This window comes from Pseudomonas sp. CAM1A (assembly GCF_047501685.1).
Classification (GTDB): Bacteria; Pseudomonadota; Gammaproteobacteria; order Pseudomonadales; family Pseudomonadaceae; genus Aquipseudomonas.
Genome location: NZ_JBFNXP010000001.1, coordinates 603513 through 627510 on the forward strand (window position 1 = coordinate 603513; position 23998 = coordinate 627510).

Here is a 23998-nt window from a genome sequence, read left to right on the forward strand (position 1 = left end):
CGACCCTCGACGACAGGAGTGTGTGATGGCCAAGCGTATCCAGTTCAACCAGCATGGCGGCCCGGAAGTCCTGCAATTGGTGGATTTCGACCCGGCACCACCCGGCCCGCAACAGGTGCGTGTGCGCAACCATGCGATCGGCCTGAACTTCATCGACACCTATTTCCGTGGCGGGCTGTATGCGCCGCCGTCGCTGCCTTCCGGGCTAGGTACCGAAGCGGCAGGGGTGGTCGAAGCCGTGGGCGAGGGCGTCAGCCGGATCAAGGTCGGCGACCGTGTGGCCTATGCCGGCGGGCCGCTGGGGGCCTACAGCGAGGTACATACACTGCCGGAGGCCAACCTGGTCAAGCTGCCCGAGGCGATCAGCTTCGAGCAGGCGGCGGCGGTGATGCTCAAGGGGCTGACCACGCAGTATCTGCTCAAGCAGACCTACGCCGTGCAGCCGGGGGATTTCGTGCTGTTCCATGCTGCTGCCGGTGGTGTGGGTTCGCTGGCTTGCCAGTGGGCCAAGGCACTGGGGGCCAAGCTGATCGGCACTGTCAGCTCGGCTGAGAAAGCCGAGCGAGCCAAGGCGCTCGGCGCCTGGGCGACCATCGACTACAGCCATGAAGACGTAGCCAAGCGCGTGCTGGAGCTGACCGACGGTCAAAAGTGCGCGGTGGTGTATGACGGCGTGGGGGCGGATACCTGGCTGACCTCGCTGGATTGCCTGAGGCCGCGGGGGTTGATGGTGAGCTTCGGCAATGCCTCCGGCGCGGTAACCGGGGTCAACTTGGGGATCCTGTCGCAGAAGGGGTCGTTGTATGTCACCCGGCCAACGCTGGCGAGCTATGCCAACAACGCCGAGAACACCCAGGCCATGGCCGATGACCTGTTCGCGATGATCGCCAGCGGCAAGCTGGTGGTGGATATCCAGCAGCGGTATCCGTTGAGTGAGGCGGCCAAGGCGCAGAGTGAGTTGTCGGCGCGGCGGACTGTCGGCTCGACTGTTCTGCTGCCTTGAAGGCCAAATCGCGGGGCAAGCCCGCTCCCACGCCATGACCAGAGATCGGCGTGGGAGCGGGCTTGCCCCGCGATTGCGTCAGCTCAACCGGTGGATTTCTTGACCACTGGCGCCGACTCGATGCCCTCAAGCATCGCCTCCACCAACCCCTCCGCCATTTCCAGCGAGTGCAGGCTCGACCAATACATGCCTCGCCCCTCGTCGCGCAGGTGGTCGAGGGCCTTGATGCCGGTGTCGTAAGCACAGCGCAGGTAAAGCGCGACGTGCACCAGGGCGTCGTGAGCTTCGATGTTGGGGTTTACGGTGAAGAGCGGTGGGTGGCCGGCGTCGCAGCGGCCGAAGGGGTGGGTGGAGGTGTTGGGGAGGGGTGGATCGGGGACGATCTTTTTCATTTTGAGATCTCACGTCTAGGCCGGCAAGCATCCGTTACCACACGGATGGGTGGCAGCTGCATACGGGGTGGTAAACCGGGAGAGATCTCAAAACCCGGCAGGCACAAGGCCTCCCGCATGCAGCCACCATAGACTGCCAAGATCTCTCCCTACTCGGGTTACCACACCCGATCGCCAAGTTATTCGGCGACGGTCTGGAGCCTAGAGGCAGGTGTTCCCACTGAGAAGGTAATGGCAGTCGACAGGCAACGTAGGATAATTCGCTGATTACAAAATGAGCAGCCTTGGGGAACGGAATCAGAAAATCCTGAGGCTGAAGGCGACCTCCGTGGGAGCGGGCTTGCCCCGCGATCGCGCCAGGAGCTACAACCGCAGCGCCTGGGAGGGCGCTATCGCGGGGCAAGCCCGCTCCCACAAAGGTTCACGGCATGCATCCAGCACTCAGCCCGGGCGCACAACCTCGCCGGTTACCAGGTCGCGAATCAGGCTCGGATTCTTCCGCCCCCCCAGCGCCCCACCCAGCACCATGTCCAGCTGCTTGTGGAAATACTGCTCCACCCGCAACCGGCTCTTGGCCGCCGGGCGCCCGGCCGGGTTGCACGAGGTGGAAATCAGCGGCCCCACCAGCGCGCACAGCTCGCGCACCTGTGGATGATCGCTGACCCGCAACGCCACGGTGTCGTGCTGGCCGGTCACCCACTCGGGCAGCAGGTCCTGGTGTGGCACCAGCCAGGTATTCGGCCCCGGCCAGGTAGCGCCCATGCGGTCGATCCAGTCCTGGGGGAAATCCTCGAACAGGAAGTCGAACTGGCGAATATTGTCGGCGATCAGGATCAGGCCTTTATCCACAGGCCGCGACTTGAGCGCCAGCAGGCGATACACCGCGTCCTCGTTCCACGGGTCGCAGCCCAGGCCCCAGACCGCTTCCGTCGGATAGGCGATCACCGCACCCGCCTTCACCTCACGCGCGGCTTGTTGCACACGCCAACTGCTCACCATTTTCCGTCTCTCCGCATAAACGCCGTGTGCGCAGTGTACTTAGCCGGAACGGGCAAACCAACGCCCGGCTTCATTGCTCACCCGGCCTTCGAGCTCCAGCTCGGTAAGGCTGGCCAGTACCTGGGCTAAAGGTTGGCCGCTGCTGTGCGCAAGGCCTTCGCTGGTGTGGGGTGCGGCGTGGAGCAAGGCGAGCAGGGGATGGTCGGCTTTGCCCACAGGCGCGCCCGGCAAGTTCTGCCAGCCGTGCAGGCTGTCGAGGATCTGTTCCACGCTTTCCACCAGCAGCGCGCCGTCGCGGATCAGTTGGTGGCAGCCCTTGGCGCCAGGGTGGTGGATCGAACCCGGGATGGCATACACCTCACGCCCTTGTTCCGCGGCAAGGCGCGCGGTGATCAATGAACCGCTGGCGATGCTCGCCTCCACCACCAGCACGCCGAGTGACAGCCCGCTGATGATGCGGTTGCGCCTGGGGAAGTTACCGGCCAGCGGCCCGGCATCCAGCGGGTACTCGGAAACCAGCGCGCTGCCGCTGTCGAGCATCGCCCGGGCAAGGTCACGGTGGCGCTGTGGATAAAGTTTTTGTAACCCCGTGCCGAGCACCCCAATCGTCTGCCCCCCGGCTTTCAGCGCAGCCCGATGAGCGGCACCGTCAACGCCCAGCGCCAGCCCGCTGGTGATGGTGAACCCGGCTTGCGCCAGGCAACGCGAGAACGCAGCCGCAGTATCCAGCGCCGGTGGTGAAGCACGCCTGCTACCCACTATCGCCAGCTGCGGATGCTCCAGCAAAGCGGGGTCGCCGGCAACGAACAGCAGGGGTGGCGGGTCGTCAATTTCACTCAGCAATGCGGGGTAGCCAGGCCCGTCCCACATCAGCAAATGCTGGCCCGTACGCTCTAACCAGGCCATTGCAGCCAATGCGCCATCGCGCACCTCAGGGCTGCGACGGGCATCGATACTGGCAGCTGACAACCCCAGCGCACGCCAGGCACTGGCCGGCGCACTGAGTGCCGATGAGGCATTGCCAAAGGCTTCGATCAGGGTGAGAAAGCGGCGCAGGCCGATGTCGGGGAGGCGATGCAGACGCAGCCGCGCCTCCAGTTCGGCAGGCGAGCAAGGCGACGAACGGAGAGTGCTCATGGGTGATCCTCCTTGATCGACAGGGGGCCATCGGCGTGGCACAACCTGTGGATAACTTTGTGGGTAATACTTTGAAAAGCTGTCCATTAAATGGCAGCTATCAAGCCCATAAAGACCCTAGCCGAGCTTTCACAGGTGCCTTGTCCACCTTTTCCCTTTATTATGTGTGCTCAGTTTTCAACCGACCGCACAGTGACTGCCTGACCGCCATGGCCATTTTGAACATTCTCGAATTCCCCGATCCGCGCCTGCGTACCATTGCCAAACCGGTAACGGTGTTTGACGACGCCTTGCGCCAGCTGATCGACGACATGTTCGAAACCATGTACGAAGCCCCGGGCATCGGTCTGGCCGCGACCCAGGTCAACGTGCACCAGCAAGTCGTGGTGATGGACCTGAGCGAAGATCGCAGCGAACCGCGCGTCTTCATCAACCCCAGCGTCGAAGAGCTGACCCACGACATGGGCCAGTATCAGGAAGGCTGCCTGTCGGTACCGGGCTTCTACGAGAACGTCGACCGCCCGCTGCGTGTGCGGGTCAAGGCCCAGGACCGCGACGGCAAGCCCTACGAGCTGGAATGCGAAGGCCTGCTGGCGGTGTGCGTGCAGCACGAGTTCGATCACCTCAACGGCAAGCTGTTCGTCGACTACCTGTCGCAGCTCAAACGTGACCGGATCAAGAAGAAGCTGGAAAAGCAGCACCGCCAGCAAGCCTGATCCCCACCTTCCAGAAGGCTTGCTCCGGCAAGCCTTTTTCTTTTTTGCAGCGAGAACACCATGCGCATCGTCTTTGCTGGCACCCCGGAGTTTGCCGCCGAACACCTCAAGGCCCTGCTCGACAGCCCGTACGAGATCGTGGCCGTCTACACCCAGCCCGACCGCCCCGCCGGCCGTGGCCAGAAGCTCATGCCGAGCCCGGTCAAACAGCTGGCCGTGGCCCATGACATCCCGGTGTTCCAGCCGCCAACCCTGCGCAACGCCGACGCCCAGGCCGAACTGGCCGCGCTCAAGCCCGACCTGATGGTGGTGGTGGCCTACGGCCTGATCCTGCCGCAAGCAGTGCTGGATATCCCGCGCCTGGGCTGTATCAACAGTCACGCATCCTTGCTGCCGCGCTGGCGCGGCGCGGCGCCGATCCAGCGCGCCGTCGAAGCCGGCGACGCCGAGAGCGGCGTGACCGTGATGCGCATGGAAGCTGGCCTGGACACCGGCCCCATGCTGCTCAAGGTAGTCACCCCGATCAGTGCCGACGACACCGGCGGTAGCCTGCACGACCGCCTCGCCGAGATGGGCCCGCCGGCTGTAGTCCAGGCCATCGCCGGCCTGGCCGACGGTTCGCTGCAAGGTGAAGTCCAGGACGATGCCCTGGCCACCTACGCCCACAAGCTGAACAAGGACGAAGCGCGCATCGACTGGAGCCGCCCAGCCGTTGAGCTGGAACGCCTGATCCGTGCCTTCAACCCCTGGCCGGTGTGCCACAGCACCCTCGACGGCGAAAGCGTCAAGGTACTGGCCGCCAACTTGTCCACAGCCCAGGGCGCCCCCGGCGAAATCCTGTCGGCCAGCAAAGATGGCCTGGTGGTCGCTTGCGGTGACCAGGCCCTGAGCCTGACCCGCCTGCAGCTGCCGGGGGGCAAGGCCCTCAACTTCGCCGACCTGTTCAACAGCCGCCGCGAGAAATTCGCCAGTGGCAAGGTACTCGGCCAATGAACCCACGCCTGGCTGCCGCCCGTGCCTTGGCCGCTGTGCTCAGCGGCAAGGCTTCGCTGAACAGCTCGCTGCCGGCGCAACTGGACAAGGTCGAGGAACGCGACCGTGGCCTGACCCAGGACCTGGCCTTCGGCACCGCCCGCTGGCAGCCGCGCCTGGACCTGCTGGCCGTACAACTGTTGCAGAAGCCCTTCAAGGCCGCCGACGCCGATGTGCAGGCGCTGCTACTGGTCGGCCTGTACCAGCTGTTCTACACCCGTATCCCGGCCCACGCCGCCATCGGCGAAACTGTCGGGTGTGCCGACAAGCTGAAGAAGCCGTGGGCCAAGGCCCTGCTCAATGCCGTGCTGCGCCGTGCCCAGCGTGAAGGTGAGGCACTGCTCGTCGACATGGAGCGCGACCCGGTAGTGCGCACCGCCCACCCGCGCTGGCTGCAGAAGTCGCTCAAGGCCTTCTGGCCTGAGCAGTGGGAAGCGATCTGCGCCGCCAACAACGCCCACCCGCCGATGATCCTGCGCGTCAACCGCCGCCATCACAGCCGCGATGCTTATCTAGCGCTGCTGGCCGAGGCCGGCATCGGCGCCAGCGCCTGCCAGTACAGCCGTGACGGTATCGTCCTGGCCGAGGCCTGCGACGTGCGCGGCCTGCCGGGCTTCAGCGAAGGCTGGGTGAGCGTTCAGGACGAAGCCGCGCAGCTGTCCGCCGACTTGCTGGAGCTGGCCCCCGGGCAGCGTGTGCTCGACGCCTGCTGCGCGCCAGGCGGCAAAACCTGCCATCTGCTCGAAGCCGAGCCGAAGCTTGCGCACATGGTCGCCATCGACCTCGAGGCCAAACGCCTGACCCGAGTGCGCGAGAACCTCGACCGCCTCAAGCTCGATGCCGAACTGATCGCCTGCGACGCCCGCGACACCGCCAGCTGGTGGGACGGCAAGCCATTCCAGCGCATCCTGCTCGACGCCCCGTGCTCGGCCACCGGCGTGATCCGCCGCCACCCGGACATCAAGCTGACCCGCCAGGCCGACGACATTCCGGCCCTGGCCGCGCTGCAAGGCGAACTGCTCGATGCCCTGTGGCCGACCCTGGAAGTGGGCGGCATGCTGCTCTATGCCACCTGCTCGAGCCTGCCGACCGAGAACACCGAAGTGATCGACGCCTTCCTCGCCCGCACCCCCGGTGCCCGCGAGCTGGACCTGGCCACCGAGGCCGGCCTGCGCCAGCCCCACGGCCGCCAGCTGCTGGCCCAGGAAGGCGGCCATGACGGCTTCTACTATGCCAAGCTGATCAAGATCGCCGCCTCGCGGTAAGCACAAGAACGTAGGGAGTAGTGGATGAAGATCATCATCCTCGGCGCAGGGCAGGTGGGCGGCACGCTGGCGGAACACCTGGCCAGCGAAGCCAACGACATCACCGTGGTCGATACCGATGGCGAGCGCCTGCGCGACCTCGGCGACCGCCTCGACATCCGCACCGTGCAAGGCCGCGCCTCGCTGCCGACGGTGCTGCGCCAGGCCGGTGCCGACGACGCCGACATGCTGGTGGCGGTGACCAACAGCGATGAGACCAACATGGTCGCCTGCCAGGTGGCCTACTCGCTGTTCCACACCCCGACCAAGATCGCCCGGGTCCGCGAGTCGGCCTACCTGACCCGCGAGGAGCTGTTCGACAACGACCATATTCCGGTGGATGTGCTGATCAGCCCCGAGCAGGTGGTGACCAACTACATCAAGCGCCTGATCGAACACCCCGGCTCCCTGCAGGTGATCGACTTCGCCGAGGGCAAGGCCCAGCTGGTGGCGGTCCGGGCCTACTACGGCGGACCGCTGGTGGGCCAGCAACTGCGCCAGATCCGCGCCCACATGCCCAACGTCGACACGCGCGTGGCGGCGATCTTCCGCCGCGACCGGCCGATCACCCCACAGGGCGACACGGTGATCGAGGCCGACGACGAAGTGTTCTTCATCGCCGCGAAAAAGGACATCCGCGCGGTGATGGGCGAACTGCGCCGCATCGACGAAACCAACAAGCGCGTGGTCATCGCCGGTGGCGGGCAGATCGGCGAGCGCCTGGCCGAGGCCATCGAGAGCCGCTACCAGGTAAAGATCATCGAGATGAATCCGGCCCGTTGCCGCCAGCTCTCCGACACCCTGGAAAGCACCGTGGTGCTACAGGGCAGCGCCTCGGACAAGGACCTGATGCTCGAAGAGAACATCGCCGACGCCGACATTTTCCTGGCCCTGACCAACGACGACGAGGCCAACATCATGGCGTCGCTGCTGGCCAAGCGCCTGGGCGCACGCAAGGTGATGACCATCATCAATAATCCGGCCTATGTCGACCTGGTACAGGGCGGCGACATCGACATCGCCATCAGCCCGCAGTTGGCCACCATCGGTACCCTGCTGGCGCACGTGCGACGTGGCGATATCGTCAGCGTGCACTCGCTGCGCCGCGGCGCGGCCGAGGCCATCGAGGCCGTGGCCCATGGCGATTCGAAGTCGAGCAAGGTGGTCGGCAAGGCCATCGAGGACATCAACCTGCCGCCGGGCACCACCATCGGCGCGATCATCCGCGAGGACGAAGTGATGATCGCCCACGACGACACGGTGATCGAGTCGGGCGACCATGTGATCCTGTTCGTTGTGGATAAAAAGCATATTCGGGACGTGGAGAAGCTGTTCCACGTGGGCTTGAGTTTCTTCTAGGAGGGAAGGGCATGCGTGAATCGCTGGAGAAGATGCTGGCCAAGGGTGTGGATAACCCGCTGCTGCGCTTCGGCCTGGGCAAGGCTTGGCTGGATGAAGGCAACGGCGCCGAGGCGGCGGTGCACCTGGCCAGCTGCGTGAAGCAGGACCCAAAGTATTCGGCGGCGTGGAAGCTGCTGGGCAAGGCGTATCAGTTGCAGGGTGACCTGGCTGGAGCACGCAAGGCCTGGGAGGAGGGGATCGTCGCGGCGCAGGCTCATGGCGACAAGCAGGCCGAAAAAGAGATGACCGTATTTCTGAAGAAGTTGAACAAATCCAGCACCTGAGTTGAAGCAACTTCGTGGGAGCGGGTTTGCCCCGCGATGGCGTCAATGCTGACGACGCCATCGCGGGGCAAACCCGCTCCCACGATAGGCGATGGCCTCAGTACCAGCGCGCCTCTCCCGCCGGGCGCTTCTTGAAGCGCTTCATGCTCCACATGTACTGGCTCGGATACTCGCGCACATAACGCTCGACCACCTGGCTCATGGCCGCCGCCGATTCATTCACATCGGTGCTGTACATGGCCTCTGGCGCCGCCTCCAGGAACACCTTGAAGCCCGACCCATCCGGCAGACGCAGGGCGTGCAGGAACACCCCGACCGCCTTGCCACCGGCGAGCATGTTCGGCACGAACTTGCTGGTCAGCGCCTGGGTACCGAGGAACGGCACGAACACCCCTGCCGACTCGGCAGGCTCCGGGTCGGCGGGAATCCCCACCTGACCACCGCGACGCACTTCCTTGATCACACTGAGAATGCCTTCCTTGGTCGAAGGCGCCACGCGGTTGCCCATCTGCACGCGCTGCTCGCGCAGCAGGTCATCCACCGCCTTGAGCTTCGGCGGGCGGTAGAAGATGATCGGTTTGCACTGGTTGCAGTAGAAGTGGTTGAGCACTTCCCAGTTGCCCAGGTGGCTGGTGATCCCCACCACGCCCTTGCCCGAGGCCAGGGCCTGCTCCAGCACTTCCAGGCCATGCACTTCCTTGACCAGGTCGAGCGAGCGTTGCGGCGGCCAGATCCAGGCGCAGGCGCTTTCGACGAACGACTTGCCGATGTCTTTGAGCGCACGACCGACCAGTTGCTCACGCTCGGCCGGGTCCATCTCCGGGAAGCATTTGGCCAGGTTGATGCGTACGACATTGCGTGAGCCGTTGGGGATTTTCCACATCAGCCAGCCGATGCCGGCGCCGACGCGCTGCACAGCGCCCCAGGGCAGCTTGGCAAACAGGCGCAGCACCCCGACCATCAGGGCGCCCTTGAACTTTTCCACAGGCGAATTCCTTATTTCAGCAAGGCGCGCATTGTACCCCGTCAGCGCACCAGCGCGGCGTAGCGATCGCAGTCGGTGGTGTGGTCCATGACCATGCCGGTGGCCTGCATGAAGGCGTAGCAGATGGTCGGCCCGACGAAGGTGAAGCCGGCCTTCTGCAGAGCCTTGCTCATCGCCTTGGCCTCGTCGGTGACCGCCGGCACGTCGCCACGACCCTGGAAATGGTTGATCTTCGGCGCGCCGCCGACGAACGACCACAGCCACTCGGCGGGGTTATCCACAGCCAGCCAGGCCTGGGCGTTGCGGCGCACGGCCTTGAGCTTGAGGCGGTTGCGGATGATGCCGGCATCCAGCATAAGTGCCTCGATGCGCTCGTCGCTCAGACACGCCAGTTTCACCGGGTCGAAACCGTCCAGCACCTGGCGATAGCGCTCGCGTTTCTTCAATACCGTGATCCACGACAACCCCGCCTGGAACCCTTCGAGCAAAAGCATCTCGAAGAGCAACGCCGGGTCGCGCTGCGGCGTTCCCCACTCGTGGTCGTGATAGGCCTGATACAACGGATCGTCGGAACACCAAAAGCAGCGTGGCATAAGGCTCCAATAACGTAGAGGGCGAGGCGAATCGGGTATACTCCCGCTCTTTACATCCGCATCCCCAGATACAGGTGAATTTCGTGAGCCAGCCTACGCCAGCCGTGCGTACCTTCCAAGACCTGATCCTCGCCCTGCAGAACTACTGGGCAGCTCAGGGTTGTGTGGTGCTTCAGCCCTACGATATGGAAGTAGGCGCCGGCACTTTCCACACCGCTACCTTCCTGCGCGCCGTGGGCCCGGAGACCTGGAACGCCGCCTATGTGCAGCCCAGCCGTCGCCCTGCCGACGGGCGGTATGGCGAAAACCCCAACCGCCTGCAGCACTACTATCAGTTCCAGGTGGTGCTCAAGCCAAACCCGGCGAACTTCCAGGAGCTGTACCTCGGCTCGCTGAAAGCCATCGGCATCGATCCGCTGGTTCACGACATTCGCTTCGTCGAAGACAACTGGGAATCGCCAACCCTCGGCGCCTGGGGCCTGGGCTGGGAAATCTGGCTGAACGGCATGGAGGTGACCCAGTTCACCTACTTCCAGCAAGTCGGCGGTATCGAGTGCTACCCGGTCACTGGTGAAATCACCTACGGCCTGGAGCGCCTGGCCATGTACATCCAGGGCGTGGACTCGGTCTACGACCTGGTGTGGGCCGACGGCCCGTTCGGCAAGGTCACCTATGGCGACGTGTTCCACCAGAACGAAGTGGAGCAGTCGACCTACAACTTCGAGCACGCCAACGTCGAGAAACTGTTCGAGCTGTTCGACTTCTACGAAAGCGAAGCGAACCGTTTGATCAAGCTGGACCTGCCGCTGCCGACCTACGAAATGGTCCTGAAGGCCTCGCACACCTTCAACCTGCTGGACGCCCGCCGCGCCATCTCAGTGACCGAGCGCCAGCGCTACATCCTGCGCGTGCGTACCCTGGCCCGGGACGTGGCGCAAAGCTATCTGCAAGCCCGCGCACGCCTGGGCTTCCCGATGGCCACCCCTGAACTGCGTGACGAAGTGTTGGCTAAGCTGGAGGCTGCACAATGAGTGCTCAAGATTTCCTGGTTGAACTGGGCACCGAAGAGCTGCCACCCAAGGCCCTGGCCTCGCTGGGCGACGCTTTCCTCGCCGGTATCGAGAAAGGCTTGCAGGCCGCCGGCCTGAACTACACCGCCAAGCAGGTCTACGCCGCGCCGCGCCGCCTGGCCGTGCTGATCCGCCAGCTCGACGTGCAGCAGCCGGACCGCAGCATCAACATCGATGGCCCGCCCATGCAGGCTGCTTTCAAAGACGGTGAGCCAACCCAGGCCGCCCTGGGCTTTGCCAAGAAGTGCGGTGTGGAGCTGTCGGACATCGACCAGAGCGGTCCGAAGCTGCGCTTCTCCCAGCACATCCCGGGCAAGGCGACCGCCAGCCTGCTGCCGACCATCGTCGAAGACTCGCTCAACGACCTGCCGATCCCGAAGCGCATGCGCTGGGGCGCCAGCCGTGAGGAGTTCGTGCGCCCGACTCAGTGGCTGGTAATGCTGCTGGGCGATCAGGTCGTCGACTGCACCATCCTGGCCCAGAAGGCCGGCCGTGAATCCCGTGGCCACCGCTTCCACCACCCGGAAAACGTACTTATCACCACCCCGGCCAACTACGTCGAGGACCTGCGCAAGGCCCACGTACTGGCCGACTTCGCCGAGCGTCGCGAGCTGATCAGCAAGCGCACCGCGGAGCTGGCCATGCAGCAGGAAGGCACCGCCATCGTGCCGCCGGCGCTGCTGGACGAAGTAACCGCCCTGGTCGAGTGGCCGGTGCCGCTGGTGTGCTCGTTCGAGGAGCGTTTCCTCGAAGTGCCGCAGGAAGCGCTGATCACCACCATGCAAGACAACCAGAAGTACTTCTGCCTGCTGGACAGCGAAGGCAAGCTGCTGCCGCGCTTCATCACCGTGGCCAACGTCGAGAGCCGCGACCCCAAGCAGATCGTGCAGGGCAACGAGAAGGTCGTGCGCCCGCGCCTGACCGACGCCGAGTTCTTCTTCAAGCAGGACAAGAAGCAGCCCCTGGAAAGCTTCAACGAGCGCCTGAAGAACGTAGTGTTCCAGGCCCAGTTGGGTACTGTGTTCGAAAAAGCCGAGCGCGTCTCCAAGCTGGCCGCCTTCATTGCCCCGTACATCGGTGGCAGCGCCGCCAACGCTGGTCGTGCCGGCCTGCTGTCGAAGTGCGACCTGGCCTCGGAAATGGTCGGCGAATTCCCTGAAATGCAGGGTATTGCCGGCTACTACTACGCCCTCAACGATGGCGAACCGCAAGACGTTGCCCTGGCGCTGAACGAGCAGTACATGCCGCGCGGCGCTGGCGCCGAGCTGCCGCAGACCCTCACCGGTGCCGCCGTGGCCATCGCCGACAAGCTCGACACTCTGGTCGGCATCTTCGGCATCGGCATGCTGCCCACCGGCAGCAAGGACCCCTACGCCCTGCGCCGTGCCGCCCTCGGCGTGCTGCGTATCCTGATCGAGAAGCAGCTCGACCTGGACCTGAATGTCGCGGTCGAATTCGCGGTCAAGCAGTTCGGTGCCAAGGTCAAGGCCGCCGGCCTGTCCGAGCAGGTACTGGAGTTCGTCTTCGACCGCCTGCGCGCACGCTACGAGGACGAAGGCATCGACGTCTCCACCTACCTGTCGGTGCGTGCCCTGAAGCCGGGTTCGGCGCTGGACTTCGACCAGCGCGTGCAAGCCGTGCAGGCCTTCCGCAAGCTGCCGGAAGCAGAAGCCCTGGCGGCGGCGAACAAGCGCGTGTCGAACCTGCTGGGCAAGGCCGAAGGCGCCATCGCCGATCAGGTCGAGCCGAAGTACTTTGACAACGCCAACGAGTTCTCCCTGTACTCGGCCATCCAGCAGGCCGACCAGGCCGTGCAACCGATGGCGGCCGCGCGTCAGTACAGCGAAGCCCTGGCCCGCCTGGCCGCTCTGCGTGATCCGGTCGACGCCTTCTTCGAGGCGGTAATGGTCAACGCCGAGGACGCCAAGGTACGCGCCAACCGTTATGCCCTGCTCAACCGCCTGCGCGGTCTGTTCCTGGGCGTGGCCGATATCTCGCTGCTGGGGTAAGTCGTTGAAACTGCTGATTCTTGATCGAGACGGAGTGATCAACCACGACTCCGACGCCTACATCAAGTCGCTGGAAGAGTGGATCCCCATTCCCGGCTCGATCGAGGCCATCGCGCAGTTGAGCAAGGCGGGCTGGACGGTGGCTGTTGCCACCAACCAGTCCGGCATTGCCCGCGGCTACTACTCGCTGGAAACCCTCGAGGCCATGCATGCGCGCCTGCGCGCGCTGGTGGCCGAGCAGGGCGGCGAGGTCGGCCTTATCGTGCATTGCCCGCATGGCCCGAATGAAGGCTGCGATTGTCGCAAGCCCAAGCCCGGCATGCTGCGGGCGATTGCCGAGCATTACCACGTGCCCCTGGCCGGCGTGTGGTTCGTCGGCGACAGCAAAGGTGACCTGGAGGCGGCCCTGGCCGTCGATGCACAACCCGTGCTGGTAAAAACCGGCAAGGGCGAGAGGACCCTGGAAAAAGGCGTCCCGCAAACTACACTGATTTTCGACGATCTGGCAGCCATCGCCAGAGAACTTATTTAAATGAGTGCGCCAGGACCGGCGCACTTTTCATTAGGCGGGCATGCCCCGCAACGGTACATGCCACTATGTCGATCCTGCAGGCGATCAGAATCTTTCTTTTTTACCTGCTGTTGGGCACCAGTTCGCTGCTGTGGTGCTCGCTGAGCTTCTTCGTCGCGCCCTTCCTGCCGTTCCCCAAGCGCTACAAGTTCATCAACGTGTACTGGTGCCGCTGCGCGTTGTTTTTGGTGCGCACGGTCCTGGGCATCGACTACAAGATCACCGGTGCCGAGAACGTGCCGAAAGTACCTTGCGTGATCCTGTCGAACCACCAGAGTACTTGGGAAACCTTCCTGCTCTCGGCGTATTTCTCGCCGCTAAGCCAGGTGCTCAAGCGCGAACTGCTCTATGTGCCGTTCTTCGGCTGGGCCATGGCCATGCTGCGGCCGATCGCCATCGATCGCAAAAACCCCAAAGAGGCGCTGCGCCAGGTCGCCAAGCAGGGCGACGAGCTGCTCAAGCAGGGCACCTGGGTACTGATCTTCCCCGAAGGCACGCGCGTGCCCCATGGCCAGATCGGCAAGTTCTCCCGCGGCGGTACCGCCCTGGCGGTCAACGCCGGCCTGCCGGTACTGCCGATTGCCCACAACGCCGGCAAGTTCTGGCCGCGTGAAGGCTGGGGCAAGCGCCCGGGCACTATCGAGGTGGTGATCGGTGAGCCGATGTATGCAGTGGGCACTGGCCCACGTGCCATCGCCGAGCTGAACGACCGCGCCCAGGCCTGGAACGAAGCGACCCAGCGGGCCATGGGTTCGCTGCCGCCGCTGGCGGAAAACCCGGAGCAGCAGCCAGCCTGACGTTCTGTGGATAACTTGTTAGCAAGTTTTGCATGGATGATTGTTAAAGCATGCTAAGTGATTGAATTAGCTGTTTATTTCCATGTATGACGTTTTTGCGAAAATCGTGCATAAGTTTTTTCGCGCTATAAAAAAACCGGCTTTTACGCCGGTTTTTTTGTGCACTTCTCAGGACGCGTGGGAGCGGGCTTGCCCCGCGATAGCCATTATCTGAACCGACCCAATCGCGGGGCAAGCCCGCTCCCACGTTACATCTCCAGGGCAATCCTCACACCTTGTCGATATCCACGTCCTTGGTCTCTTTCAGGCAGAAGATCCCCACCACCAGGCTCACCCCGGTGATCAACACCGGATACCACAGCCCATAGAAGATATCCCCGGTGTACACCACCAACGCGAACGACACCGTTGGCAGGAAGCCCCCGAACCAGCCGTTACCGATGTGGTAGGGCAGGGACATCGAGGTATAGCGGATACGCGTCGGGAACAGTTCGACCATGACCGCCGCCAGTGGCCCGTAGGTCATGGTGGCGATCAGGATCATGGCAACGATCAGCACCACCACCATCACCTGGTTGACGTGGGCCGGGTCGGCCTTGGCCGGATAGCCGGCCGCTTCGATGGCGCTGCGCATGGCCGCCTCGTCGAAGCCGTTGATGGTCTTGTCACCGATGCTCACCTGTACTTCGCTGCCGGTAGCCTCGACCGAGCTGTAGGGCAGGCCCTGTTTGACCAGGAAGGTCTTGACCTTGTCGCAGGGGCTGTCGAAACGGGCCTTGCCCACCGGGTCGAACTGGAAGGTGCAGCCTTGCGGGTTGGCGCTGACGACGATGGGCGCTTCCCGGCTGGCGGCGTCGATCTGCGGGTTGGCGTAATGGCTCAGCGCCTTGAACATCGGGAAGTAGCACACGGTGGCCAGCAACAGCCCGACCATGAGGATTGGCTTGCGCCCGATGCGGTCCGACAGCCAGCCGAAGAACACGAAGAACGGCGCGCCGATCACCACGCTGATGATCAACAGGGTATTGGCCTGGGCCGGGTCCATCTTGAGCATCTGGGTCATGAAGAACAGCACATAGAACTGTGCGGTGTAGAAGGTCACCGCTTGTCCGGCGTTGATGCTGAACAGCGCGGTCAGGACCACCTTGAGGTTCGGCCAGGAGGTGAACGACTCACGGATCGGCGACTTGCTGATCTTGCCCTGGGCTTTCATTTTCACGAACGCCGGCGACTCGTGCATGCTCATGCGGATCCAGGTGGAGATCGCCAGCAGGACGATCGACAGCAGGAACGGCAGGCGCCAGCCCCAGGTTTCGAACTGATCACCACTGATGTAACGGCTGGCCAGGACTACGATCAACGACAAAAGCAGGCCGAGCGTGGCGGTGGACTGGATGAAGCCGGTATGGAAACCGCGCTTGCCGGGCGGCGCGTGTTCGGCTACGTAAGTGGCCGCACCGCCGTATTCGCCACCCAACGCCAGCCCTTGGAGCATGCGCAGTATGACGAGGATGATCGGCGCGGCGATGCCGATGCTGGCATAGGTGGGCAGCAGACCGACGGCGAAGGTCGAGAGGCCCATCAATACGATGGTCACCAGGAAGGTGTACTTGCGCCCGATCATGTCGCCCAGACGGCCGAACACCAAGGCGCCGAACGGGCGCACCAGGAAGCCCGCAGCAAAGGCCATCAAGGCGAAGATGAAAGCGGTGGTGTCGTTGACGCCAGCAAAGAACTGCTTGCTGATGACCGCAGCCAGGGCACCATAGAGAAAGAAGTCATACCACTCGAACACTGTCCCGAGGGATGACGCGAAAATGATCTTGCGTTCTTCACGGCGGCTCGGGCTGCTCGCCACCGCGCTCTGTTCCTGGATGTAATCCGACATCGTTGCTGTCCTCGGCCCTTGGGGCCACAGTGATTATTCTTGTTGTTCCACTGCCGGCAGCCGCTGACCGCGCTGCCGCTGTTGCACACACCCCGGTCAGGGCGTCGGTATCGCGTTGCTGTCGCTGAGGTTGGTCTGGGTGTTGGCCCCCTTGAGGATCAGTTGTGCCGCCTTTTCGGCAATCATCAACGTGGGTGAACAGGTATTGCCGGAGACGATCTGCGGCATGATCGAGGCATCCGCCACACGCAGGCCCGGAATGCCGTGCACGCGCAGTTGGTTATCCACAACATCGAGCACACCACTGCCCATGCGGCAGGTACCTACCGGGTGGAAGATGGTGGTGCCGATCTGGCCGGCGGCCTGGTGCAGGTCTTCTTCGCTCTGCAGGGCAGGGCCTGGCAGGTACTCATGGGGTTCGAAGGCGGCCAGGGCAGGGGCCTGGACGATGCGCCGGGTAAGGCGGATGGCGTCGGCGGCCACGCGCAGGTCCTCGGGAGCGCTGAGGTAGTTGGGGTCGATCAGCGGTGCGGCATTCATGTCCGCCGAGCGGATATCGATCCGCCCACGGCTAGCCGGGCGCAGGTTGCATACCGACGCGGTGAAGGCCGGGAACCGATGCAGCGGCTCGCCGAAGCGCTCCAGCGACAACGGCTGGACGTGATACTGAAGATTGGCGGTCTCTTGCTCCGGACTCGAACGGGCGAAGGCGCCCAACTGGCTCGGCGCCATGGCCAGCGGGCCACTGCGGTCGTAGGCATAGCGCAGGCCCATGCCCAGCTTGCCCCACAGGCTGTTGGCCATCTGGTTGAGAGTGCGTGTGTTCTGGATCTGGTAGATCAACCGCAACTGCAGATGGTCCTGCAGGTTGCCGCCGACGCCAGGCATGTCGTGGCGCACGGCGATGCCCAGCCCTTCGAGCAGTTTGCGTGGGCCAATCCCCGAGCGCTGCAGGATGCCGGGCGAACCGACCGAACCTGCGCAGAGAATGATCTCGCGGCGTGCCGCGATCTCATGCCATGCACCTTGCCACAGCGCCCTTACAGCCCGGGCGCGGGTGTTGCCGAGCAACACCTGGTCGACCTGCACGCCGGTCAGCACGGTCAGGTTCGGGCGCTTGAGGATGGGCCTGAGAAACGCTTTGGCCGAGTTCCAGCGCACACCACTGCGCTGGTTGACCTGAAAGTATCCACAGCCGGCGTTGTCGCCCGTATTGAAGTCGTCGATTCTGGCGATGCCGCTCTGTTCGGCCGCATCGCGAAAGGCATCGAGGATCGGCCAACTATAGCGCTGCTGCTCGACCCGCCACTCGCCGTCGGCGCCATGGCTGTCGCTGGCACCGGCATAGTGGCTCTCGCTGGCCTTGAACAGCGGCAGCACATCCTTCCATGCCCAGCCCTCGTTGCCCTGCTCGGCCCAACGGTCGTAGTCGGCGGCCTGGCCGCGCATGTAGATCATGCCGTTGATGGACGAACAGCCACCCAGCACCTTGCCCCGCGGATAACCCAGGGCACGCCCGTTCAGCCCAGGCTGGGCCTCGGTCTTCATGCACCAGTCGGTGCGTGGATTGCCGATGCAGTAGAGGTAACCAACGGGGATATGAATCCAGGGATAGTTGTCACGGCCACCCGCCTCGAGCAGCAACACGCGGCAGGATGGCTCGGCGGACAAGCGATTGGCCAGCAGGCAACCGGCGGGACCGGCACCCACGACCACATAGTCGTAGACAGAATCGGCTGATGGCATGTGCAACCTCGCGCCTGATTATTATTCTTGTCCCGGTCCATCTTATTGATTAATTTCGCGGAGGAAACACGAGATTTCGCGCAGCCGTTGTGCGTTTTAGCACAGCGCCGGAGTAATGATCGGCGCAAATCCTGTAGGAGCGGCTTCGGCCGCGATCCAGCCTCCGCGGTGCTTGGCATCCGCTCCGCGGATGATCGCGGCTAAAGCCGCTCCTACAGTGAATCGGCGCCAATGAACAGCCAAGGGATCAGCATGTTCGACTGGAATGATCTGCGGTTTTTCCTCGAGTTGCAGCGCAGCGGCCGCCTGCTCAGCGCAGCCAAGCGCCTCAACACTACCCACAGCACCGTTGCCCGGCATATCGAGAGCATCGAGAAGCACCTGGGCACCGCGTTGTTCGTGCAACACGCCCAAGGCTACGAGCTCACCCCCTCCGGCCAAGCCCTGCTCAAGCATGCCGAGGCCATGGAGAATGTCGCCCTGCTGGCGCAGGAGGAAATCACCCAGGCCATCACCCCGCTGGGCAAGATCCGCCTTGGGGTGACCGAAGGCATCGGCATCATGTTCTTCACCCCACGTATGAAGGCGCTGTTCCAGCGCTATCCGGGGCTGGAGGTGGAACTGGTGGCCGTGCCGCGGTTCGTCAGTATCCTCAACCGCGAAGCCGAGATCAGCATCCACCTGGAACGGCCCAACGCCGACCTGCTGATTACCCGCAAGCTCACCGACTACCGCCTGGCCCTGTACGCCAGCCAGGAATACCTGGAGCAGGCACCGCCGCTGAACACCCGCGAAGACTTGGCCCGGCACAACTGGATCGGCTACGTCGATGACCTGTTGTTCAGCCAGGAACTGTTGTTCCTCAACAGCTTCTGCCGAGCGCCCAACGTGGTGTTCCGCAGCACCAGCGTGATCGCCCAGCAGCACGCCGCCCAGGCCGGGCTGGGTATCGCCGTGCTGCCCAACTACATGGCCCGCCAAGATCCGAAGCTGGTACGCGTGCTGCCCAGCGAGACCATCCAGCGCAGCTACTGGATCTGCACGCGCCGCGAGCTGCACAAGTCGGTGCGCCTGCGCGTGGTGTGGGACTACCTGCTGGCGCTGTGCGCCGCCGAGCAGGGTGAATTGCTAACCGAGTAACGCCTTGCCGGCGAGCAACAGCGCGGCACCACAGCCCACTGCGGCGAACAGCTGCTGCAGCCGCGGGCCGGCCAGCTTGCTCGCCAACGGCCGTGCCAGCAACAACCCGAGCACTGCGCCCGCGGCAAACGGCGCACCGACCCACCAATGCATCACGCCCGCCACGCTGGCGCTGACCACACTGCCGGTGGAAACCAAGGCGATCACCGCCAGCGAGGTGGCGACGATACTTTTCATGTTCAGGTTGGTATAGCGGTTCAAGGCAGGAATGATCACAAAGCCGCCACCGACGCCCAGCAGGCCAGACAGCAACCCTGACAGCATTCCAGTAAACGCCAGCGCCCGAGCGCAGGGCAGGGTCCAACGCAAGCGCCCCTGCAACGGGTTGAGCACACAGGGCATGATCTCCCGTTCGCCGCAGGGTGACTCGCCGCGCAGCTCACGTGCTGCCTTGCGCCAGATGCGCAAACAGGCGTACACCAGCACCCCGGCGAATACCAAGGCCAACGGTGTGTTGGGCACACGGTGAGCGAGCATCAAGCCGAACGGCGCGCAGGCAATCCCGATCAGCGCGATGAACAGGGCCGCACGGTAGCGCACCAGCCCCTGGCGCAGGCCGAGCACCGCACCGACTGCCGCCGCCAACCCCACGGCCAGCAGGCCGATCGGAGCCGCCTCGACCATGCTCAGCCCCAAGCCGAACACCAGCAGCGGCACCGCGAGGATGCCGCCACCGGCGCCGGTCAGCGCCAACACCGCACCAATGATCGCGCCAAGCCCAGCGCCCAGCAGTTGCTGCTCGATCACTGTTGCGCCTCGACCACCAGAGGTTGCGGCCGGGCCAGCCACTCGCGGCCCTTGAGCATGGCTTTCCAGTACAACGGCGGCAGGATCTGCGCCTTGAGCAGCCAGGCCAGGCGGGTTGGCTTGCGGCCATCGAGCAGCCAACGCGGGAAGCTCGGCGCCAGCTTGCCACCGTAGGTGAACTCGGCCAGGACGATCTTGCCACGCTCCACTGTCAGCGGGCAGGAGCCATAGCCATCGTATTGCGCAAGGGTCGCGAGCCGACCAAGCGCCACCAGCACATTGTTGGCCACCACCGGTGCCTGCTTGCGGGCGGCGGCGGCGGTCTTGGCGTTGGTGGTGTTGGCCACATCTCCCAGGGCATGGATATTGCCGAACTGGCGATGGCGCAACGTGTGCGGGTCGACATCCACCCAACCCGCCGCGTCGGCCAGTGGGCTCTGACGGATGAAATCAGGCGCCACCTGGGGCGGAACCACATGCAGCATGTCGAAGGCTTCGACGCGGGTCTCGGTACTGCCGTCGGGGAGGGTGCGCACGAACGTAGCGCGCTTGTTGGCGCCATCCACCGCCGTCAGACGATGCTGATAGTTCAGGTCGACGCCGTACTTGTCGATGTAGTTCATCAGCGCCGGCACATAGTCCGCCACACCGAACAGCACCGCGCCGGCATTGAAGAAGCTGGCCCTGACTTTGCCCTGGTGACCGCTGCGCAACCAGTGGTCACACGACAGGTACAGCGCCTTCTGCGGTGCTCCGGCGCACTTGATAGGCATCGGCGGCTGGGTGAAAAGGGCGCGCCCCTGCTTGAGGTCCTGCACCAGTTGCCAGGTATAGGGTGCCAAGTCATAGCGGTAGTTGGAGGTGACGCCGTTGCGCCCGAGGGTCTCACTCAAGCCTTCGATGGCATTCCAATCGAGCTTCAAGCCCGGGCACACCACCAGCTGTTCATAGCTGACAGCGCGACCGCCCTCGAGCAGCACCAGTTGGCCCTGGGGATCGAAACCGTCCACCCGCGCCTTGATCCAGCGCACACCGCGGGGCAGGGTGGCAGCCATGGTGTGGGCGGTACTCGACGCCTTGAACACACCAGCACCGACCATGGTCCAGCCGGGCTGGTAGTAGTGCACATCGGCGGGGTCGATCAGGGCAATATCCAGCGACGGGTCACGGGCGATCAGGCTGGAGGCAGTGGCGATACCGGCGGCACCAGCGCCGACTATCACCACCTTGTGGTGGTCGGCACAGGATGAATCGGCAGGGGACAGGGCAGGCATGGCGGTGTTCCTTGGAAATCTCGTTATGGGTACGGCGTGGCTTACAGCTTGTTCAGCGGGATCTTCAGGTAGCTAACACCGTTTTCTTCAGGTTCGGGGAATTGCCCACTGCGCATGTTGATCTGCACCGACGGCAAGATCAGCACGGGCATGTCGAGGGTCTTGTCACGGGCTTCGCGCATCTGCACGAAGCTTTCTTCGCTGACCCCTTGATGAATATGGATGTTGTCGGCGCGTTGCTCGGCCACGGTGGTGACGAAGCGCAGCTCACGGCCACCGGGCAGGTAGTCGTGGCACATGAACAGTCGGGTCTGGTCGGGGAAGGCGAGCAGGCGACGGATCGACTGGTACAGGGTTCTTGCGCTGGCGCCCGGGAAGTCGCAACGGGCGGTGCCATAGTCAGGGGTGAACAAGGTGTCGCCGACGAACACTGCGGTCTCACCCGCATCCTCGATCATGTAGCTCATGCATGCCGGGGTATGCCCAGGGGTGTGCAGGGCACGGGCATGCAGGTTGCCAATGCGGAATCCTTCTTCATCTTCGAAAAGAACGTCGAACTGGCTGCCGTCGCGAGCAAAGCCCGGCTCGGCGTTGAACAGGGTGCCGAAGACTTTCTGTACCTGGGTGATCTGCGCACCGATCGCGATGCTGCCGCCCAGCCGCGCCTTGAGGTAGGCCGCTGCGGAGAGATGGTCGGCGTGCACATGGGTATCCAGGATCCATTGCACCTTGGCATCCAGCGCCTCGACGCGTTCGATCAGCTTGTCTGCCGAATCGGTGCCGGTACGCCCGGACTTGGGGTCGTAATCCAGCACGCTGTCGATCAGCGCGCATTGCCGCGTTTCGCCATCCATGACCAAGTAGCTGATGGTCCAGGTCGCCTTGTCGAAGAACGCTTCAACGTGAAGGTTGTTGCCGATGATCATTGCACTCTCCAGTAATCCCAAGCCTCCTTGAAGGCATAGGCAGTGGGAGGTGCTTTATCAAGATGCATGCCAGCCTTTCAGATAGGCGCGTTTCCCCTGTAGGAACGGTCGTGTGCCGCGAAGGGCGCGCAGCAGCCCTCATTCCAGCGACCCAAAGGTGACAGTTCCTGGCAGTCGACTGTCAGCCGATGGCAGTGTTTGGCAGTCCTTGCTACGCTCGCCAGGTCCTTCCTCTGGTGCTGTCATGCTAGCCGCTTCCCATCCCGCGATCATCGCGCTGGTGTCCTACCTTGAACACGATGTGCTGCCCAGCATCGTGCTGGACACCGACTACAACATCCTCGCCGCCAACGCCGCCTACCGTCGCCAGTTCGGCAACGAGGAGCACGCGCCAATCGGCGACAAGTGCCATCGGGTTTCCCATCACTACGCCGTTCCCTGCGACCAGGCGGGTGAGCACTGCCCGCTGCGCAAGTCGCTGGACAGCAAGGTGCCCGAGCGTGTGCTGCATATCCATCACACTCCACGCGGGCCAGAACATGTGGATGTGGAGCTGCGTCCGATCCTCGACGACCAGGGCAGGGTGGTGGCGTTCGTCGAGCGCCTGACCAGCGTCACCCTGGCATCGGCACAACCTCAACAACAGGGTCTGGTTGGCCGCGCTCCGTCATTCAAGAGCGCCGTTTCCAGTCTGCAGCGTGCCGCACCCGCGCAGATCCCGGTCTTGCTTCAAGGTGAATCCGGGACGGGGAAGGAACTATTTGCCCGGGCATTGCACCTGGGCAGTCCACGAGCCAATGGCCCCTTGGTGGTGGTGGACTGCACCGGGCTGACCGAGTCTCTGTTCGAGAGTGAACTGTTCGGCTATGAGAAGGGCGCCTTCACCGGCGCGACCCAGCGCAAGATCGGCCTGGCAGAAGCAGCTCACGGTGGAACCTTGTTTCTCGATGAGATCGGTGAGGTACCACTGGCCATGCAGGTGAAGTTGCTACGTCTGATCGAGTCCGGAAGCTTCCGTCCGGTCGGCAGCACTCGCACAGTCCATTCAGACTTCCGTCTGGTCTCGGCAACGCACAAGCCATTGAAAGAGATGGCCGCCGAAGGGACGTTCCGCGAAGACCTGTATTACCGCATCAGCGGATTCCCGATTCGCCTGCCGTCACTACGTGAGCGAGTCGAGGATTTACCGTTGCTCTGTGAGAGCCTGCTGCAACGTATGGCCGGCAAGCATGCGCCCAAGGTTACCGCCGAAACACTCGCTTGCCTCAACCTGCATACCTTCCCAGGCAACATTCGCGAGCTCAGGAACATCCTGGAGAGGGCCAGGCTGTTTGCCGATGATGGTTTCATTCGCCCGGAGCATTTGCCCGAGGACATCTATCCAGTGTCAGATCAGAACCATTTCGGCCGTCGCGGACGCAATGAAATGGCCGAGCTGGCACATGCCTTGGAGACCTTCAAAGGCTCACGTAACGAGCTGGCGGCACATCTGGGCATGAGTGAACGCACGCTGTATCGACGACTCAAAACCCTCGGGCTGTGAATGTTCCACGTGAAACATCCTGGAGCTAAACCGTGGTTGCACATAGTCCCAAGCTGGGACTACACTGACAGTCATGAAGATCATCGCCATTAGCCAACTGAAATCCTTTTGGGAAATCCATCCGGACAGTGAACAGCCATTGCGCGCCTGGGTCGATGAAGCCAGGAAAGCCACATGGGTTAACCCGGAAACGATCAAAAGTCAGTACAGAAACGCGAGCATCCTGAAAAGCAGACGAGTCGTGTTCAATATCAAGGGCAATGACTACAGGCTAGTGGTAGCCATTGCCTATCAGTTTGGCGCTGTCTACATTAAGTTTATTGGTACCCACAAGGCGTACGACAAGATCGACGCGAATACTGTGGAGATGGAGTGACCATA

Annotated in this window: 23 protein-coding genes; 13 read left to right on the forward strand and 10 right to left on the reverse strand. The window is 63.4% G+C overall.

What is annotated here, in order from left to right:
* Positions 1-25: 25 nt before the first annotated feature.
* On the forward strand, positions 26-1003 hold the full coding sequence (locus ABZO33_RS02820; protein WP_414534766.1) for an NADPH:quinone reductase: 978 nt from the start codon (positions 26-28) through the stop codon (positions 1001-1003).
* A gap of 83 nt (positions 1004-1086) precedes the next feature.
* Here ABZO33_RS02820 and ABZO33_RS02825 read toward each other — a convergent pair whose 3' ends face one another.
* From ABZO33_RS02825 to dprA, 3 genes are all read right to left on the reverse strand, one after another.
* Positions 1087-1395, reverse strand: a complete 309-nt coding sequence (locus ABZO33_RS02825; RefSeq protein ID WP_414534767.1) for a hypothetical protein — start codon at positions 1393-1395, stop codon at positions 1087-1089.
* A gap of 441 nt (positions 1396-1836) precedes the next feature.
* Positions 1837-2394 (reverse strand): L-threonylcarbamoyladenylate synthase, encoded by a 558-nt coding sequence (locus tag ABZO33_RS02830; RefSeq protein WP_414534768.1) that lies wholly within the window; start codon positions 2392-2394, stop codon positions 1837-1839.
* Between the two features lie 39 nt (positions 2395-2433).
* Positions 2434-3531, reverse strand: coding sequence for a DNA-processing protein DprA (gene dprA, locus ABZO33_RS02835; protein WP_414534769.1), 1098 nt, complete (start codon positions 3529-3531; stop codon positions 2434-2436).
* A gap of 209 nt (positions 3532-3740) precedes the next feature.
* Between dprA and def the strand changes: the two genes are divergently transcribed.
* Genes def through ABZO33_RS02860 form a run of 5 tightly spaced genes read left to right on the forward strand, consistent with a single transcriptional unit; the run spans position 3741 to position 8268 of the window.
* Positions 3741-4247, forward strand: coding sequence for a peptide deformylase (gene def / locus ABZO33_RS02840; RefSeq protein WP_038707094.1), 507 nt, complete (start codon positions 3741-3743; stop codon positions 4245-4247).
* 60 nt (positions 4248-4307) lie between these two features.
* Positions 4308-5240, forward strand: coding sequence for a methionyl-tRNA formyltransferase (fmt, locus tag ABZO33_RS02845; RefSeq protein WP_414534770.1), 933 nt, complete (start codon positions 4308-4310; stop codon positions 5238-5240).
* A complete protein-coding gene (rsmB, locus tag ABZO33_RS02850; RefSeq protein ID WP_414534771.1) occupies positions 5237-6544 on the forward strand; it encodes a 16S rRNA (cytosine(967)-C(5))-methyltransferase RsmB in 1308 nt (435 codons plus the stop codon). Before fmt ends, rsmB begins: the two co-directional genes overlap by 4 nt.
* A gap of 24 nt (positions 6545-6568) precedes the next feature.
* Entirely contained in the window at positions 6569-7942 is a 1374-nt protein-coding gene (trkA, locus tag ABZO33_RS02855; RefSeq protein WP_217851576.1) for a Trk system potassium transporter TrkA, read from the forward strand.
* An 11-nt stretch (positions 7943-7953) separates the two neighbouring features.
* The gene (locus tag ABZO33_RS02860) at positions 7954-8268 is read left to right on the forward strand and encodes a tetratricopeptide repeat protein (RefSeq protein WP_414534772.1); all 315 of its coding nucleotides are present in this window, start codon (positions 7954-7956) and stop codon (positions 8266-8268) included.
* Positions 8269-8365: 97 nt separating this feature from the next.
* Here ABZO33_RS02860 and ABZO33_RS02865 read toward each other — a convergent pair whose 3' ends face one another.
* Together ABZO33_RS02865 and ABZO33_RS02870 are read right to left on the reverse strand one after the other, a co-directional pair.
* Positions 8366-9253, reverse strand: coding sequence for a lysophospholipid acyltransferase (locus ABZO33_RS02865; RefSeq protein ID WP_414534773.1), 888 nt, complete (start codon positions 9251-9253; stop codon positions 8366-8368).
* Between the two features lie 41 nt (positions 9254-9294).
* Positions 9295-9846, reverse strand: coding sequence for a DNA-3-methyladenine glycosylase I (locus tag ABZO33_RS02870; RefSeq protein WP_414534774.1), 552 nt, complete (start codon positions 9844-9846; stop codon positions 9295-9297).
* A gap of 83 nt (positions 9847-9929) precedes the next feature.
* Here ABZO33_RS02870 and glyQ point away from each other — a divergent pair, with 83 nt between their 5' ends.
* The 4 genes from glyQ (at position 9930) to ABZO33_RS02890 (ending at position 14293) form a co-directional block, all read left to right on the forward strand.
* Positions 9930-10877: a glycine--tRNA ligase subunit alpha gene (gene glyQ / locus ABZO33_RS02875; protein WP_023629852.1), complete on the forward strand. Its 948-nt coding sequence runs from the start codon at positions 9930-9932 to the stop codon at positions 10875-10877.
* Positions 10874-12925 carry a glycine--tRNA ligase subunit beta gene (gene glyS / locus ABZO33_RS02880; RefSeq protein WP_414534775.1) on the forward strand — a complete coding sequence of 684 codons (2052 nt, stop codon included), beginning with the start codon at positions 10874-10876 and terminating at the stop codon, positions 12923-12925. The genes glyQ and glyS overlap by 4 nt, the downstream gene beginning before the upstream one ends.
* A gap of 4 nt (positions 12926-12929) precedes the next feature.
* Positions 12930-13457, forward strand: coding sequence for a D-glycero-beta-D-manno-heptose 1,7-bisphosphate 7-phosphatase (gene gmhB / locus ABZO33_RS02885; RefSeq protein ID WP_414534776.1), 528 nt, complete (start codon positions 12930-12932; stop codon positions 13455-13457).
* A gap of 65 nt (positions 13458-13522) precedes the next feature.
* Positions 13523-14293 (forward strand): lysophospholipid acyltransferase family protein, encoded by a 771-nt coding sequence (locus ABZO33_RS02890; protein WP_414534777.1) that lies wholly within the window; start codon positions 13523-13525, stop codon positions 14291-14293.
* Between the two features lie 268 nt (positions 14294-14561).
* On the opposite strand, the gene ABZO33_RS02895 is transcribed toward ABZO33_RS02890, so the two are convergent.
* Both ABZO33_RS02895 and ABZO33_RS02900 read right to left on the reverse strand, forming a co-directional pair.
* Positions 14562-16181: an MFS transporter gene (locus ABZO33_RS02895; RefSeq protein WP_414534778.1), complete on the reverse strand. Its 1620-nt coding sequence runs from the start codon at positions 16179-16181 to the stop codon at positions 14562-14564.
* 96 nt (positions 16182-16277) lie between these two features.
* Positions 16278-17927 carry a GMC family oxidoreductase gene (locus tag ABZO33_RS02900; protein ID WP_414534779.1) on the reverse strand — a complete coding sequence of 550 codons (1650 nt, stop codon included), beginning with the start codon at positions 17925-17927 and terminating at the stop codon, positions 16278-16280.
* Positions 17928-18179: 252 nt separating this feature from the next.
* Here ABZO33_RS02900 and ABZO33_RS02905 point away from each other — a divergent pair, with 252 nt between their 5' ends.
* Positions 18180-19067 (forward strand): LysR family transcriptional regulator, encoded by an 888-nt coding sequence (locus tag ABZO33_RS02905; protein WP_414534780.1) that lies wholly within the window; start codon positions 18180-18182, stop codon positions 19065-19067.
* Here ABZO33_RS02905 and ABZO33_RS02910 read toward each other — a convergent pair.
* From ABZO33_RS02910 to ABZO33_RS02920, 3 genes are read right to left on the reverse strand one after another with little or no spacing between them, the layout of a single operon-like run.
* Positions 19056-19874 carry a sulfite exporter TauE/SafE family protein gene (locus ABZO33_RS02910; protein ID WP_414534781.1) on the reverse strand — a complete coding sequence of 273 codons (819 nt, stop codon included), beginning with the start codon at positions 19872-19874 and terminating at the stop codon, positions 19056-19058. The two genes, ABZO33_RS02905 and ABZO33_RS02910, sit on opposite strands and share 12 nt — an antisense overlap.
* On the reverse strand, positions 19871-21148 hold the full coding sequence (locus tag ABZO33_RS02915; RefSeq protein WP_414534782.1) for an FAD/NAD(P)-binding oxidoreductase: 1278 nt from the start codon (positions 21146-21148) through the stop codon (positions 19871-19873). Before ABZO33_RS02915 ends, ABZO33_RS02910 begins: the two co-directional genes overlap by 4 nt.
* A 41-nt stretch (positions 21149-21189) precedes the next feature.
* On the reverse strand, positions 21190-22074 hold the full coding sequence (locus ABZO33_RS02920; protein ID WP_414534783.1) for an MBL fold metallo-hydrolase: 885 nt from the start codon (positions 22072-22074) through the stop codon (positions 21190-21192).
* A 244-nt stretch (positions 22075-22318) separates the two neighbouring features.
* Between ABZO33_RS02920 and ABZO33_RS02925 the strand changes: the two genes are divergently transcribed.
* Together ABZO33_RS02925 and ABZO33_RS02930 are read left to right on the forward strand one after the other, a co-directional pair.
* Positions 22319-23617 carry a sigma-54 interaction domain-containing protein gene (locus tag ABZO33_RS02925; protein ID WP_414534784.1) on the forward strand — a complete coding sequence of 433 codons (1299 nt, stop codon included), beginning with the start codon at positions 22319-22321 and terminating at the stop codon, positions 23615-23617.
* Between the two features lie 73 nt (positions 23618-23690).
* Positions 23691-23993, forward strand: a complete 303-nt coding sequence (locus ABZO33_RS02930; protein WP_414534785.1) for a type II toxin-antitoxin system HigB family toxin — start codon at positions 23691-23693, stop codon at positions 23991-23993.
* The last annotated feature ends 5 nt before the right edge of the window (positions 23994-23998 follow it).

Coding starts and splice junctions, on each gene's coding strand:
- fmt (WP_414534770.1), top strand. CDS start 4,308: ATGCGCATCGTCTTTGCTGGCACCCCGGAGTTTGCCGCCGAACACCTC.
- ABZO33_RS02930 (WP_414534785.1), top strand. CDS start 23,691: ATGAAGATCATCGCCATTAGCCAACTGAAATCCTTTTGGGAAATCCAT.
- ABZO33_RS02925 (WP_414534784.1), top strand. CDS start 22,319: ATGCTAGCCGCTTCCCATCCCGCGATCATCGCGCTGGTGTCCTACCTT.
- ABZO33_RS02890 (WP_414534777.1), top strand. CDS start 13,523: ATGTCGATCCTGCAGGCGATCAGAATCTTTCTTTTTTACCTGCTGTTG.
- ABZO33_RS02920 (WP_414534783.1), bottom strand. CDS start 22,074: ATGATCATCGGCAACAACCTTCACGTTGAAGCGTTCTTCGACAAGGCG.
- ABZO33_RS02895 (WP_414534778.1), bottom strand. CDS start 16,181: ATGTCGGATTACATCCAGGAACAGAGCGCGGTGGCGAGCAGCCCGAGC.
- ABZO33_RS02905 (WP_414534780.1), top strand. CDS start 18,180: ATGTTCGACTGGAATGATCTGCGGTTTTTCCTCGAGTTGCAGCGCAGC.
- glyS (WP_414534775.1), top strand. CDS start 10,874: ATGAGTGCTCAAGATTTCCTGGTTGAACTGGGCACCGAAGAGCTGCCA.
- def (WP_038707094.1), top strand. CDS start 3,741: ATGGCCATTTTGAACATTCTCGAATTCCCCGATCCGCGCCTGCGTACC.
- ABZO33_RS02860 (WP_414534772.1), top strand. CDS start 7,954: ATGCGTGAATCGCTGGAGAAGATGCTGGCCAAGGGTGTGGATAACCCG.
- ABZO33_RS02915 (WP_414534782.1), bottom strand. CDS start 21,148: ATGCCTGCCCTGTCCCCTGCCGATTCATCCTGTGCCGACCACCACAAG.
- rsmB (WP_414534771.1), top strand. CDS start 5,237: ATGAACCCACGCCTGGCTGCCGCCCGTGCCTTGGCCGCTGTGCTCAGC.
- ABZO33_RS02820 (WP_414534766.1), top strand. CDS start 26: ATGGCCAAGCGTATCCAGTTCAACCAGCATGGCGGCCCGGAAGTCCTG.
- trkA (WP_217851576.1), top strand. CDS start 6,569: ATGAAGATCATCATCCTCGGCGCAGGGCAGGTGGGCGGCACGCTGGCG.
- ABZO33_RS02900 (WP_414534779.1), bottom strand. CDS start 17,927: ATGCCATCAGCCGATTCTGTCTACGACTATGTGGTCGTGGGTGCCGGT.
- ABZO33_RS02825 (WP_414534767.1), bottom strand. CDS start 1,395: ATGAAAAAGATCGTCCCCGATCCACCCCTCCCCAACACCTCCACCCAC.
- ABZO33_RS02870 (WP_414534774.1), bottom strand. CDS start 9,846: ATGCCACGCTGCTTTTGGTGTTCCGACGATCCGTTGTATCAGGCCTAT.
- ABZO33_RS02830 (WP_414534768.1), bottom strand. CDS start 2,394: ATGGTGAGCAGTTGGCGTGTGCAACAAGCCGCGCGTGAGGTGAAGGCG.
- dprA (WP_414534769.1), bottom strand. CDS start 3,531: ATGAGCACTCTCCGTTCGTCGCCTTGCTCGCCTGCCGAACTGGAGGCG.